Source organism: Microbacterium ginsengisoli, assembly GCF_000956535.1.
Classification (GTDB): Bacteria; Actinomycetota; Actinomycetes; order Actinomycetales; family Microbacteriaceae; genus Microbacterium; species Microbacterium ginsengisoli.
The window spans coordinates 1-12712 of record NZ_JYIY01000072.1 but is presented as its reverse complement, the minus strand read 5'-3'; the positions used below and the strand labels follow the sequence as shown (position 1 = coordinate 12712).

Below are 12712 nucleotides of genomic sequence, written 5' to 3'. Positions count from 1 at the left end.
CTCATGCCTAAGCCGTTTCCCAAGGAGTTCCGGGATGACGTGGTCGCGATCGCGTTGCGTCGGGAGTCGTCGTTCTCGCAGATCGCGAAGGACTTTGGGATCTCCGAGTCGTGTGTGCAGCGCTGGGTGAAGATCGCCGACGTCGACGGTGGTCGCCGCTCCGGCGTGACCTCGAGCGAGGCCGCGGAGAACCATGAGCTGCGTAAGCGGGTGAAGCTGCTCGAGCAGGAGGTCGAGATCCTCCGCCGCGCGGCGGCGTATCTGTCACAGGCGAACCTGTCTGGCCCAAAAGGCTCTACCCGCTCGTGAGTGAACTCGCCGCCGACGGTACTCCCGTCGCGGTGACGTGTCGGGTGCTGACGTTCGCGAAACAGCCGTACCACTGGCGGCTGCAAGATCCCGTGTCTCAGCGGGACTGGGACGATGCTCATCTGATCAACGCGGCGATCGACGTGCATGCCGACGACCCGGCGTTCGGTTACCGGTTCATCGCGGACGAGCTCGCTGCGGCGGGGTTTACCGCGTCGGAGCGGCGGGTGTGGCGGGTGTGTTCGGAGAACGAGATCTTCAGCGCGTTCGTCCGCAAACGTCGCGGGAAGGGGCGCCTGGTCGGCCCTCCGGTGCGGGATGACCTCGTCCGGCGCGAGTTCACCGCACCCGGCCCTGACCAGCTCTGGCTCACCGACATCTCGGAGCACCCGACCGGTGAAGGGAAGATCTACCTGTGCGCCGTGAAGGACGTCTGGTCGAATCGGATCGTCGGCTACTCGATCAACGAACGCATGACGTCCGAGCTTGCCGTCTCGGCCCTGCGGATGGCGATCCAACGCCGCAACCCCGCCGGCACCACCGTTCACAGCGATAGAGGCAGCCAGTTCCGTTCCCGGCGCTTCCAAGCAGAACTCGACCGCCACGGGCTCGTCGGCTCCATGGGCAGAGTCGGCGCTGCCGGAGATAACGCGGCCATGGAATCGTTCTTCGCGCTCCTGCAGAAGAACGTGCTCAACAGCCGCCGATGGGCCACCCGCGAAGACCTCCGCCTCGCCATCGTGACCTGGATCGAACGGACCTACCACCGGCGACGTCGGCAACGGGTCCTAGGCAAGTTGACCCCCGTCGAGTTCGAAGCAATCATGACCACACAGGCCGCGTCCGCGGCCTAAATCGAAGAGTCACCAAGACCCTCAGCAGTCCCGCATCTACATCGCCAGGGTCACGTCCTCGAGGACCCACTCAGATCTGCACCACAGATGCACCGCGTCGACCCCCAAACGTACGAAAACCCCCGACTAATCGGGGGTTTTCATGGCGGTGACGGTGGGATTTGAACCCACGGTAGGGGGTTACCCTACACAACTTTTCGAGAGTTGCACCTTCGGCCGCTCGGACACGTCACCGCCGACGAGTGTACGTGAGGGTGACGGATGCCGCCAATCGGCGCCCGTCTGACGGTGCCGTCTCAGGCGACGCGGGCTGCGACATCCGAGACGATGTCGACCACCCGCGCGGGCTCGTCGATGCCGACGGAGAACACGTAGGTCGCCGTGAAGCCGAGGCCGGCGAGCGCCTCCACCCGCTCGGCGACGTCGTCGACGGTCGAGGCCGGGGAGACCGCGATCATGGCGGTCTTCTCGATCGTGTCGTAGTCGCGGCCGACGGCGTCGCAGTGGCCGCGCAGCACGTCGAGCTTGTGCGCGGGCACCTCGAGGTCTGCCATCGCCGACAGGTTGCAGGCGTCGGCGTGCTCGGCGACGAGGCGCAGCGTCTTCTTCTCCCCGCCGCCGCCGATCATGAGGTAGGGCTTGGTGATGTTCTGCGGCGAGTTGATGGTGCGCTCGAGCTGCCAGATCCTGCCCTCGAACGGCCCGTCGTCGTCCGACCACATCTGCGCGCAGATCTGCAGGGTCTCCTCGAGCTCGCGGAAGCGCTGCGCGACCGGCGGGAACGGGAACCCCAGCCCGACGCACTCCTGCTCGTTCCAGGCGGCGCCGATGCCGAGCCCGACGCGACCGCCTGAGAGCACGTTGAGCGTGGAGATCTGCTTCGCCAGCAGCGACGGATGCCGGTAGATCACGCCCGTGACGAGAGTGTGGAGAAGCGCCTTCTCCGTGTGGGCCGCGATGAAGCCGAGCGTCGCGTACGCCTCGAGCATCTCGTGATCCTCCGGGCCGATACCGGGCAGTTGCCAGAAGTGGTCCATGACGGTCAGTCGCTGGATGCCGGCGGCCTCCGCATTGCGCACGTGCGCCGCGAGCGCAGGGCCGAGCTGGGCGGGTCCGGTCTTCCAGGTGAAATCAGCGATGTGCAGTCCGAACTCCACGACGCGCTCCGATCCGACGGGTGCCGCACCCGTCTCCTCGCACAGGCTACGACCGCTCGCGCGACGCCGGGCCGTCTGGTCGATTAACACGGTGCGAACCGGGGGCACGGGGCATCCGTCACTGCCAGACTGACCCCGTGAGCGCGATCGAGAACTCGAAGGTCACCATCGTCGGCGCGGGAGCCGTCGGGTCGAGCGCCGCCTACGCCGCCCTCATCCGCGGGTCGGCGCGGCACGTCGCCCTGTACGACGTCGCGACCGAGAAGGTCGAGGCCGAAGTGCTCGACCTACAGCACGGCACCCAGTTCACCGGGTCGAGCGACATCATCGGCGGCGGTGACGTGAGCGTCGCCGAAGGCTCGCACGTCGTGGTGATCACGGCCGGCGCGAAGCAGAAACCGGGGCAGACGCGCATCGAACTGGCCGGCGTGAACGCCGGCATCCTGCGCACGATGATGCCGCAGCTGCTCGAGGTCGCCCCCGACGCCATCTACGTCATCGTCACGAACCCGTGCGACGTGCTGACAGTGCTCGCGCAGGAGGCCACCGCCCTGCCGCCCGAGCGGATCTTCGCCTCCGGCACCGTGCTCGACACGTCCCGGCTGCGGGTGCGGCTCGCGCAGCGCGCCGGGGTGTCGCCGTCGAGCGTGCACGCCTACATCGTCGGCGAGCACGGCGACACCGAGTTCCCACTGTGGTCGTCGGCCACGATCGGCACCGTGCCGATCCTCGACTGGCAGAGCGCGGGCCACCCGCCGATGACCGTCGACGAGCTCGACCAGATCGCCGTGGAGGTGCGCGACGCGGCCTACAAGGTGATCCAGGGCAAGGGCGCGACCAACTACGCGATCGGCCTGTCGAGCGCCCGCATCATCGAGGCGATCCTGCGCGACGAGCACGCCGTGATGCCGGTCTCGACCGTGCTGAGCGACTTCCACGGCGTCGATCGGGTCGCGCTCTCGGTGCCGTCGATCGTGAGTTCCCGCGGGGCGGTGCCGGTGCGCGAGAGCGCGTTCTCGCCCAGCGAGCTGGGCCTGCTGCGCCGCTCGGCCGACGCGCTCGGCGCCGTCGCCGCCTCGCTGCGATAGTCGCCGCGCCGGTCACCGCGCGGGGCGCCGATGTCGCACCCGCGACCTAACCTGGACGCATGCCGACCCGCAAGGCCGCTCCGCCCGCCTACCGCTGCACCGAGTGCGGGTGGACGACGGCGAAATGGGCCGGCCGCTGCGCCGAATGCCAGCAGTGGGGCACGGTCGTCGAGGCCGCCACCGAGACGGGCATCGTGCGGCAGGTCAGCGCGGTCGCGCCGACGCGCTCGGCGCGACCGATCACGACGATCGACACCCGCGACGCCCAGCGACGCACCAGCGGGGTGGCCGAATTCGACCGTGTGCTCGGCGGCGGACTCGTGCCCGGGGCGGCGATACTCCTCTCCGGCGAGCCCGGCGTCGGCAAGTCGACGCTGCTGCTCGAGGTCGCCGCTCAGAGCGCCCGCGCAGGCCGACGCGTGCTCTACGCGAGCGGCGAGGAGTCGACCGCTCAGGTGCGACTGCGGGCCGAGCGCACCGGCGCGCTGCACGACGAGCTCTACCTCGCCAGCGAGACCGACCTCGCCACGATCCTCGGCCACATCGACGAGACCCGACCCGACCTCGTCATCGTCGACTCGGTGCAGACGGTCACCTCGTCGCTCTCCGACGGCGCCGCCGGCCAGCCCGCGCAGGTGCGCGAGGTGGCGGCATCCCTGATCCGGGTCGCCAAGGAGCGCGACCTGCCGATCATCATCGTCGGCCATGTCACGAAAGACGGCCAGGTGGCCGGGCCGCGCATCCTCGAGCACCTCGTCGACGTCGTCTGCCACTTCGAGGGCGACCGGCAGACCTCGCTGCGGTTCGTGCGCGCGCTCAAGAACCGCTTCGGCCCCACCGACGAGGTCGGATGCTTCGACATGACCGGATCGGGCATCGTCGAGGTCGCCGACCCCAGCGCCCTGTTCCTCGGCACCGGCGCCCCCGTCGCCGGCACCTGCGTCGCCATCGCGATGGAGGGACGCCGGGCACTCCCCGTCGAGGTGCAGGCCCTCACGATCCACACCGGCGCACCCAACCCCCGCAGGGTGGTCAGCGGGGTCGATGCGTCTCGCGTGGCGATGGTGCTCGCCGTGCTCGAACGGCGCGCGGGCGTCAAGCTCTCGGACTGCGACGTCTACGTCTCGACGGTCGGCGGGGTGCGCCTCACCGAGCCGGCGGCCGACCTCGCGATCGCGATCGCCGTCGCGGGGGCCGTCCGCGAGAGCGCCGTGCCCCGACAGGTCGCCGCGATCGGCGAGCTGAGCCTCGCAGGCGAGATCCGTCACGTCACCCAGGCGCCGCAACGCCACAGCGAGGCCGAGCGCCTCGGCTACCGCACCGTGCTCGACGCGTCGGTCGGCACGATCGCGAAGGCCCTGCGGCATCCGTCGCTCATCGCCGCCCGCACGCGCGACGAGGGCGAACCAGGGTTCTGAGCGGCGCCGCGGCGGGCGGGCGCTCGGGCGCGGCGGTACCGCGCTCTCGCAGCGATCGCGGCTCGCGGTCGCGCCGCGCTCAGGCCTCGAGCGCCGCGATCAGATCGTCGGGTGTCGCCTGCATGGGATGCGGCCCGGCGATGTCGAAGAACACCGTCGTCAGCTCGTCACGGTGCGCCCGGAGGAAGAGGAGCAGGGCGGCCGGTGACTGCAGCGCCACCTCCTTCGGAAGCGTGGCCGGCTTGTGCGCCGCGTCGCTGAACAGCAGCAGCGCGACATTGCCGTTCGCCGGGTCGCGGTAGGTCCACACCTCGCCGACGTCGAGCGGGTTGTCCCGCGCACCGGGTCGCATGAGCGGCACCACTGTCGGGCCATGACGCAGCGCGAACGCGACGGCCGCGACATCCTGCGTCTGCAACGCGTCGCTCAGCTGCGTGTTGCGGAACTCGGCCTGCGCGCTCGACGCCTTCTTCTTGCCCGGCATCCGATCAGCGTAGCCGCGCCGCGCGGGCCGCGGCCTGGTCGATGACCGCGGCGAACAGGCGAGGGTCGGACGGATCCTGCTCGGGGTGCCACTGCACCGCGACGAGGTAGTCCTCCCCCGCCGTCTCGATGCCCTGCACGAGACCGTCGGCGCTGCGAGCCGAGACGACGAGACCATCACCGACCCGGTCGATGCCCTGGTGGTGGTAGCTGAGAATGCTCGTGCCACCGGCGCCGAGCGCATCGGCGAGCCGTGTCCCGGGCTCGACTGTCGCCTCGCCGCGGGCGAAGACTCCGCCGCCGATCTGGTACCGCGAATCGCCGAGCACGTCGGGCAGGTGCTGATGCAGGGTGCCGCCGAAGGCGACGTTGATCAGCTGCAGTCCGCGGCAGATGCCGAACACCGGGATGCCGCGGCGTCGCGCCCCCGCGAGCAGAGCCAGCTCCCACGCGTCCCGGTCTTCGCGCGGCCGATCGGTGGTCGGATGCGGTGCCTGTCCGTATCGCGCCGGGTCGACGTCGAGGCCCCCGGTGATCACGAGCGCGTCGATGCCGTCGAGCGTCGCCTCCACCGCGGCATCCGTCACGGGCTGCGGCGGCAGCAGCACGCCCACACCGCCTTGGGTGGTGACAGCGTCGAGGTACGTGGCGGGAAGGTAGGGCGCGCGAAGGTCCCAGATGTCCTGCTGGATGCGCTCGAGGTAGGTCGTGAGCCCAATGACGGGCGGGCGGCCTGCGGGTGCGGCGGTCATACCGAGAATCCTGGCACCCCCTGCGACCCGTCGCCGCGCGGCGGCGGGACCGGTCAGTTCAGCTGGAACGACGCGGTCTGGGTCGAGGGGATCCCGCCGATCGACACCGACAGATGGTAGGTCGCCCCGCCCGCACCCGCGCGGGGGCGCGAGGTGCTGTTGCACGTGTCGACGGACGATCGGGTGCGGTCCCAGGTGAGCGGGCTCGCACTCTGCACACTCTGCCCGGCGGTGAGGGTCACGACCTGATCGCTCGGGTCGGTCTGGCAGTCGGTGGAGCGCCACCAGGTGTCGGAACCGCTCGTGATCGTGAACACCTGCTGCGCGGAGCCGACGTTGATGGTGCAGTCGACGCCTGATGTGTTGGTCAGCTTGATCGACAGCTTCGGGTTCTGCCCCGACGCGTACGAGGTCTGGTCGACGACCGGGTCGACAGTCACCTCGTTCGCCGTGCAGGCGCCCGGCGTCCCGCCGGGAGTCGGAGTGGATGCCGCGGCCCCCGGTGTCACCGCACCGGGAGGCGCAGACGGGCTGGCCGCTCCGGTCGCGGCGGGCGAATCGACAGGGGAGAGAGACGAGGACGACTGCGGCGCCCCGCGCCACGGCTGGGCGATGACGACGAAGACGACCGCGGCGATGACGACCACCAGCACGAACAGCACGGCCAGGCGCCGGCGCCGATAGACGGCGCGCGAGTGCCGACGACGGCGGAGCGGCGGGGTGGTCACCGTTCCAGGCTAGGCGGCGGGTCGACGGCGACGCGACGCCCGCGCCGGGGGCGGCGGCATCCGTGCGTCGCGACCGGGACGGGTCAGAGGTTCTTGAGCATGCGCGTGTTGCCGAGGGTGTTCGGCTTCACGTGCGCGAGGTCGAGGAACTCGGCCACACCCTCGTCGGGACTGCGCACGAGCTGCGAGTAGACGTCGTTGTCGACGACGTGCTCGCCGATGGGCGCGAAGCCGCGACGGGTGAAGAAGTCGACCTCGAAGGTGAGGCAGAACAGGCGTGTGAGGCCGAGCAGGCGGGCGTGCTCCTCGAGGGTCTCGACGACGGCACGGCCGACGCCGGTGTGCAGCCACGGGTCGGCCACGATGAGAGTGCGCACCTCGCCGAGGTCCTCCCACATGACGTGCAGAGCACCGCACGCGATGACCTCGCCCTCAGCGTCGACGGCGACGACGAACTGCTGCGTGGCCTCGTAGAGCACGACGAGGTCTTTGCCGAGCAGGATGCGACGCTGCACGTACGGCTCGAGCAGGCGATGGATGGCGCGCACATCGGCGGTGCGCGCACGGCGGATCTCGAACGATCCGGTGTTGACGGGGGACGCTCCGGAGGATGCGGCGTCGGTCATGCTGACCACAGTAGACCGCACACCCCGTGGCATCCGGGCGTACCGGCGTCACCGGTGTTGACTCGTGCCATGTCGATCGTCGAGAAGGGCGCCGCGCTGCGCGCGCTGCACACCGATCCGCCGTTGCTGACCCTGGTGAACGTGTGGGATGTCGCCTCCGCCCGGGTCGTGGCCGCCCACCCGCGCACCCGCGCGATCGCGACGGCCAGTCACGCGATCGCGGCAGCCTTCGGCTACGACGACGGCGAGCGGATCCCGCTCGAGCTGCACCTCGCCACCGTCGAGCGCATCGTCGCGTCGACCACGCTGCCGGTGACCGCCGACCTCGAGGCGGGCTACGGCGACCCCGCGGCAACCGTGCGCCGCGCGATCGACGTGGGCGTGGTGGGCGCGAACCTCGAGGACGAACTGCGACCGCTCGCGGCGGCGAGCGCGGCGGTCGCGGCCGCTGTCGAGGCGGCGGATGCCGCGGGCGCGCCGTTCTCCCTCAACGCCAGAACGGATGCGTTCCTGCGCGCCGAGGGCCGTGGCCGTGCGGAGTCGCTGGCCGACGCGATCACCCGTGGGCGCGCCTACCTCGCGGAGGGCGCCACCTGCGTGTTCGTGCCCGGCGTGCTCGACGAGCCCGAGGTGCGCGAGCTCGTCGCCGCGTTCGGGCCCGGAAGGCTCAGCGTTCTCGCCGCTCCGGGGTCGCTCCCGCTCCCCGTGCTCGCCGCGCTCGGCGTCGCCCGCGTCTCGTTCGGTCCGTGGCCGCAGCGTGCCGCCCTCACGGCGCTCGACCGGCTCGTCGACGAGGTCGCGGACGACGGGCTCCCCGTCGGCATCCGCCCCCTCGTCTGAGACCCGGCTCCGCACCCGATCACGATCCGGTGACGGCGGGCGTTCTTCAGCGGGGGCACAGCATGCCCCTCGGTACCCTGAAAGGCGTGCCTTCCCCACAATCCTGCCGATCCGTCACGCTCGACGGCATCGAGCTGCGGGTGCTGCACATCCCCCTCGTGAGTCCCTTCACGACCTCGTTCGGCACCGAGTCGGTGCGCGAGGTCATCGTCGTGCGGGCGCTCACCTCCGACGGCGACGGCTGGGGCGAGATCGTCACGCAGGAGGCGCCGCTCTACTCGAGCGAGTACACGCAGGGCGCATGGGACGTGGCGCGCCGCTTCCTGATCCCGGCGCTGCTCGACCGTCACCGCCTCGCCCCCGAGGAGGTCGCCGGCACGCTCGCCCCCATCGTCGGCCACCGCATGGCCAAGGCCGGCCTCGAGCTCGCCGTTCTCGACGCGTCGCTGCGCAGCGAGGGCCGCTCACTCGGTGAGCGCCTGGGCGCCGTCGTGCCGCGGATCCCCTCGGGCGTCTCGGTGGGCATCCAGCGCGACGCGTCGACGCTCGTCGACACCGTCGCCGGCTACCTCGCCGAGGGTTACCGCCGCATCAAGATCAAGATCAAGCCGGGCCGCGACGTCGCCGACACCGCAGCGGTACGCGACGCGTTCGGCGACATCCCCCTGCAGGTCGACGCGAACTCCGCCTACACGCTCGCCGACATCGACACGCTCGTCGAGCTCGACCGCTTCGACCTGCTGCTCATCGAGCAGCCCTTGCAGGAGGACGACCTGGTCGACCACGCCACCCTCGCCGAGCGCCTGTCGACGCCCGTCTGCCTCGACGAGTCGATCACCTCGTTCAAGGCCGCCGGAGACGCGCTCGCGCTGGGCGCGGCATCCGTCATCAACATCAAGGCCGGACGCGTGGGCGGCTACCTCGAGGCGGTGCGCATCCACGACCTGTGCCGCAACGCCGACGTGCCGGTGTGGTGCGGCGGCATGCTCGAGACGGGCATCGGCCGCGCCGCGAACGCCGCCCTCGCCGCGCTCCCCGGCTTCACCCTGCCCGGCGACGTGTCGGCCTCGAACCGCTTCTACACGCAGGACATCGTGCGCGACCCCATCACCCTCGTCGACGGGCACGTCGACGTTCCCACCGGTCCCGGCCTCGGCATCGATATCGATCCGGTCGCCCTCGATGAGTTCACCGTCGTGCGCGAGGAGGTGCGCCGATGATCCGGATGCCGCGCCTCGCCGCCACGGCCCTCGTCGCCGTCGCCGCGATCGGCCTCCTCGCCGGCTGCGCCGGCCGCGCCGTCGCGCACCCGGCGCCGTCGGCGACCGCGCTGCCGACGGGCATCACCGCGTGGCTCGCGACGTCGCCCGAGACGGCGCCGAGCATCGTCACCTCGACGAGCGGCCAAGAGGCCTACCTCGTGGTGCGCAACGACACCACCCAGCCGATCGTCATCAACCGGGTGCGCATCGACGACCCCCGCTTCCTCGGCCTCGGCTACCGCGTCGGCGCCGTCTCCAGCTCGGTCGCCGCCGGTGAGGAGGCGCGCATCGCCGTGCAGCTTCCGGAGATGATCTGCGACGAGACGGGCAGCGCTGCCACGGCGGCCGCCGAGGCCCTGACGGACGCCTCCCCGCGCGCCACGCCCGCGGCGACCAGCGCCGCCAGCGCCACCGTGTCGGTCGGATTCGCCCTCGGGGCGGCCGTCGGCGTCGCCTACACGCCGCTCGACGACCCGAACGGCGTCCTCGACTCCGCCTACGCCGCCCAGTGCGGCGCCCGCTGACGATTAGACTCGGGGGATGCCGCCGGCCCGCGGCATCCGCGATTTCTCGCACTCTCCCCCTCCGACCATTGGAGCCACCGTGGCCGTGCAGTCCCGCCTCGACAAAGTGATCGCCCTCGCCCGCCACCGCGGGTTCGTGTTCCAAGCGGGCGAGATCTACGGCGGATCCCGGTCCGCATGGGACTACGGACCCCTCGGCACCGAGCTGAAGGAGAACATCCGTCGGCAGTGGTGGCAGACGTTCGTGCGCGGTCGCGCCGACATGGTCGGCCTCGACTCGTCGATCGTGCTGCCCAAGCAGGTGTGGGAGGCGTCGGGTCATGTCGCGACGTTCACCGACCCGCTGGTGGAGTGCCTGAGCTGCCACAAGCGCTTCCGAGCCGACAATCTGCTCGAGGACTTCGAGGCCCGCAAGGGCCGCCCGGCCGAGAACGGCCTCGCCGATGTGCCGTGCCCGAACTGCGGCACCAAGGGTCAGTACACCGAGCCGCGTGCGTTCTCGGGTCTGATGAAGACCTACGTCGGCGTCGTCGACGACGAGTCGGGCCTGCAGTTCCTGCGCCCGGAGACCGCGCAGGGCATCTTCGTCAACTTCGCGAACGTGCTCACCGCGAGCCGCAAGAAGCCGCCGTTCGGCGTCGGCCAGATCGGCAAGGCGTTCCGCAACGAGATCACCCCCGGCAACTTCATCTTCCGCACCCGCGAGTTCGAACAGATGGAGATCGAGTACTTCACCCCGGAGGCCGAAGCCGACGAGTGGTTCGAGCACTGGGTCGAAGCCTGCTGGAACTGGTTCATCGACCTCGGCATCGATGCCGACAACATGCGCCGCTTCGACGTCCCCGAAGAGGACCGTGCGCACTACTCGGCCGGCACGATCGACGTCGAGTACCGCTTCGGCTTCCCGGGCAAGGAGTGGGGCGAGCTCATGGGCATCGCGAACCGCACCGACTTCGACCTCGGCAACCACTCGACCGCGTCGGGCCAGTCGCTCACGTACTTCGACCAGGCGTCGGGCGAGAAGTACACGCCTTACGTCATCGAGCCCTCCTTCGGCCTCACGCGGTCGATGATGGCGTTCCTCGTCGATGCCTTCGTCGAGGAGGAGGTGCCGAACGCGAAGGGCGGCACCGACGTGCGCACGGTGCTCAAGCTCGACCCGCGCCTCGCCCCCGTCAAGGTCGCGGTGCTACCGCTGTCGCGCAACGAGAACCTCTCGCCGCTCGCGCGTGAGGTCGCCGACGATCTGCGCGGTGCGTGGAACGTCGACTTCGACGACGCCGGCGCGATCGGTCGCCGCTACCGCCGCCAGGACGAGATCGGCACGCCGTTCTGCGTCACCGTCGACTTCGACTCCCTCGAGGACAGGGCGGTCACTGTGCGCGAGCGCGACACGATGAGCCAGGAGCGGGTGCCGCTCGAGGCCCTGCACGGCTACTTGGCCGAGCGGCTGCGCGGCGCCTAGGCTCCGGATGCCGCGCCCGTCCCCTCTCGCGCAGTCGGTGCCACCCAGCGGCATCCGTCGCATCTTCGAGCTCGCCCAGACGCTCGACGACGTGATCGCACTGTCCGTCGGGGAGCCGGAGGTCGCTGTCGCCCCGCACGTGCTCGCCGCGGGGGCGGATGCGTGGGAGCAGGATGTCACCAACTACACCGCGAACTCGGGCATCGCGCCGCTGCGCGCGGCACTGGCCGCGAAGCTCGCGTCGTTCAACGGCTACACCGGCGGTGCGGATCACGTGCACGTCACGGCAGGCGGATCGCAGGCGCTGCATCTCGCGATGACGCTGACCCTGTCGCCGGGCGACGAGATCCTCATTCCCGACCCCGGCTACTCGACGTTCGCGATGGCGCCGCGGCTCGTCGGCGCCGTGCCGGTGCCGTACACGCTGACGGTGGCCGACGCGTTCGTGCCCGACGTCGACCGGCTCGACTCGCTCGTCACCGAGCGCACGCGGGTGCTGCTGGTCAACAGCCCGTCGAACCCGCTCGGCGTCGTGTACCCGCCGGAGGTGGTGGACGCGCTGGTCGCGTTCGCCCGCCGTCATGACCTGTGGATCATCAGCGACGAGGTCTACGAGTACCTCACGTTCGGGGTGCCGTTCACGAGCGTGCTCGCGGCCGCCCCTGAGCGCACCGTCGGTGTGTTCTCGCTCTCCAAGACCTACGCGCTCACCGGCGCGCGCATCGGCTACCTCGTGACGCCGCCGCCGCTCACGCCCCTTTTCGGTCCGGCGAACGAGGCGATCGTCAGCTGCGTCAACGCGCCCGCGCAGTACGCGGCGCTCGCGGCGGTCACAGGCCCTCAGGATGCGGTCGAGTCCGCCCGCGCGACCTATGCCGCGAACCTCGCCGCCGCCCGCGAGCTGCTCGACGCCCGCGGCATCCCATACCTGCGCTCCGACGGGGCGTTCTACCTCTGGATCGATGTGTCCCACGCGTCGGGCGGCGACGTGTCCAGCTGGGCGGAGCGGTTCCTCGTCGCCGAGCGGGTGGCCGTGGCACCGGGGTCCGCGTTCGGCGCGGCCGGCGAAGGGTGGGTGCGCGTCTGCTACGCAGGCCGCGTCGAGCCGCTGCTCACCGGGCTGTCACGCCTGCCGCAGCCCTAGCGCGCGGCGCCCGCCGCCGGCCGGCGCGCCGCGCGCTAGGGCTGCGGCAGGCGTGACAGCCC

Annotated in this window: 13 protein-coding genes and 1 tRNA gene; 8 read left to right on the top strand and 6 right to left on the bottom strand. The window is 70.8% G+C overall.

Going from position 1 to position 12712, the window contains the following annotated elements:
• Window positions 1-3: 3 nt before the first annotated feature.
• Window positions 4-1163 (top strand): IS3 family transposase gene (locus RR49_RS07050; RefSeq protein WP_157013173.1). Its coding sequence is split into 2 segments (ribosomal slippage): window positions 4-292 and window positions 292-1163, totalling 1161 coding nucleotides; the frame shifts between segments, so codons are not numbered across the junction.
• A gap of 143 nt (window positions 1164-1306) precedes the next feature.
• Here the strand turns inward: RR49_RS07050 and RR49_RS07045 are convergent.
• Both RR49_RS07045 and RR49_RS07040 read right to left on the bottom strand, forming a co-directional pair.
• Window positions 1307-1397 (bottom strand) — tRNA-Ser (locus RR49_RS07045).
• A gap of 62 nt (window positions 1398-1459) precedes the next feature.
• Window positions 1460-2410 carry an LLM class F420-dependent oxidoreductase gene (locus RR49_RS07040; RefSeq protein WP_245610964.1) on the bottom strand — a complete coding sequence of 317 codons (951 nt, stop codon included), beginning with the start codon at window positions 2408-2410 and terminating at the stop codon, window positions 1460-1462.
• Window positions 2411-2457: 47 nt separating this feature from the next.
• Here RR49_RS07040 and RR49_RS07035 point away from each other — a divergent pair, with 47 nt between their 5' ends.
• Together RR49_RS07035 and radA are read left to right on the top strand one after the other, a co-directional pair.
• Window positions 2458-3408 carry an L-lactate dehydrogenase gene (locus tag RR49_RS07035; protein WP_045247372.1) on the top strand — a complete coding sequence of 317 codons (951 nt, stop codon included), beginning with the start codon at window positions 2458-2460 and terminating at the stop codon, window positions 3406-3408.
• A gap of 59 nt (window positions 3409-3467) precedes the next feature.
• Window positions 3468-4826, top strand: a complete 1359-nt coding sequence (gene radA / locus RR49_RS07030; RefSeq protein ID WP_045247371.1) for a DNA repair protein RadA — start codon at window positions 3468-3470, stop codon at window positions 4824-4826.
• Between the two features lie 79 nt (window positions 4827-4905).
• Here the strand turns inward: radA and RR49_RS07025 are convergent, their stop codons facing one another.
• From RR49_RS07025 to RR49_RS07010, 4 genes are all read right to left on the bottom strand, one after another.
• Window positions 4906-5310, bottom strand: coding sequence for a hypothetical protein (locus tag RR49_RS07025; protein WP_045247370.1), 405 nt, complete (start codon window positions 5308-5310; stop codon window positions 4906-4908).
• A 4-nt stretch (window positions 5311-5314) separates the two neighbouring features.
• Window positions 5315-6061, bottom strand: a complete 747-nt coding sequence (locus RR49_RS07020) for a gamma-glutamyl-gamma-aminobutyrate hydrolase family protein (RefSeq protein ID WP_045247369.1) — start codon at window positions 6059-6061, stop codon at window positions 5315-5317.
• A 53-nt stretch (window positions 6062-6114) separates the two neighbouring features.
• On the bottom strand, window positions 6115-6789 hold the full coding sequence (locus RR49_RS07015; protein ID WP_245610963.1) for a hypothetical protein: 675 nt from the start codon (window positions 6787-6789) through the stop codon (window positions 6115-6117).
• A gap of 83 nt (window positions 6790-6872) precedes the next feature.
• Window positions 6873-7415, bottom strand: coding sequence for an amino-acid N-acetyltransferase (locus tag RR49_RS07010; RefSeq protein ID WP_045247368.1), 543 nt, complete (start codon window positions 7413-7415; stop codon window positions 6873-6875).
• A 69-nt stretch (window positions 7416-7484) separates the two neighbouring features.
• Between RR49_RS07010 and RR49_RS07005 the strand changes: the two genes are divergently transcribed.
• From RR49_RS07005 to RR49_RS06985, 5 genes are all read left to right on the top strand, one after another.
• The gene (locus tag RR49_RS07005; RefSeq protein WP_045247367.1) at window positions 7485-8255 is read left to right on the top strand and encodes an isocitrate lyase/PEP mutase family protein; all 771 of its coding nucleotides are present in this window, start codon (window positions 7485-7487) and stop codon (window positions 8253-8255) included.
• An 86-nt stretch (window positions 8256-8341) separates the two neighbouring features.
• Window positions 8342-9475, top strand: coding sequence for an o-succinylbenzoate synthase (gene menC, locus RR49_RS07000; RefSeq protein WP_245610962.1), 1134 nt, complete (start codon window positions 8342-8344; stop codon window positions 9473-9475).
• Window positions 9472-10041: a hypothetical protein gene (locus RR49_RS06995; protein ID WP_045247365.1), complete on the top strand. Its 570-nt coding sequence runs from the start codon at window positions 9472-9474 to the stop codon at window positions 10039-10041. The genes menC and RR49_RS06995 overlap by 4 nt, the downstream gene beginning before the upstream one ends.
• 79 nt (window positions 10042-10120) lie before the next feature.
• Window positions 10121-11506, top strand: a complete 1386-nt coding sequence (locus RR49_RS06990) for a glycine--tRNA ligase (RefSeq protein WP_045247364.1) — start codon at window positions 10121-10123, stop codon at window positions 11504-11506.
• Between the two features lie 7 nt (window positions 11507-11513).
• Window positions 11514-12650 (top strand): pyridoxal phosphate-dependent aminotransferase, encoded by a 1137-nt coding sequence (locus RR49_RS06985; RefSeq protein ID WP_045247363.1) that lies wholly within the window; start codon window positions 11514-11516, stop codon window positions 12648-12650.
• Window positions 12651-12712 lie beyond the last annotated feature (62 nt).

Coding starts and splice junctions, on each gene's coding strand:
- radA (WP_045247371.1), top strand. CDS start 3,468: ATGCCGACCCGCAAGGCCGCTCCGCCCGCCTACCGCTGCACCGAGTGC.
- RR49_RS07025 (WP_045247370.1), bottom strand. CDS start 5,310: ATGCCGGGCAAGAAGAAGGCGTCGAGCGCGCAGGCCGAGTTCCGCAAC.
- RR49_RS07020 (WP_045247369.1), bottom strand. CDS start 6,061: ATGACCGCCGCACCCGCAGGCCGCCCGCCCGTCATTGGGCTCACGACC.
- RR49_RS07010 (WP_045247368.1), bottom strand. CDS start 7,415: ATGACCGACGCCGCATCCTCCGGAGCGTCCCCCGTCAACACCGGATCG.
- RR49_RS07005 (WP_045247367.1), top strand. CDS start 7,485: ATGTCGATCGTCGAGAAGGGCGCCGCGCTGCGCGCGCTGCACACCGAT.
- RR49_RS06995 (WP_045247365.1), top strand. CDS start 9,472: ATGATCCGGATGCCGCGCCTCGCCGCCACGGCCCTCGTCGCCGTCGCC.
- RR49_RS06985 (WP_045247363.1), top strand. CDS start 11,514: ATGCCGCGCCCGTCCCCTCTCGCGCAGTCGGTGCCACCCAGCGGCATC.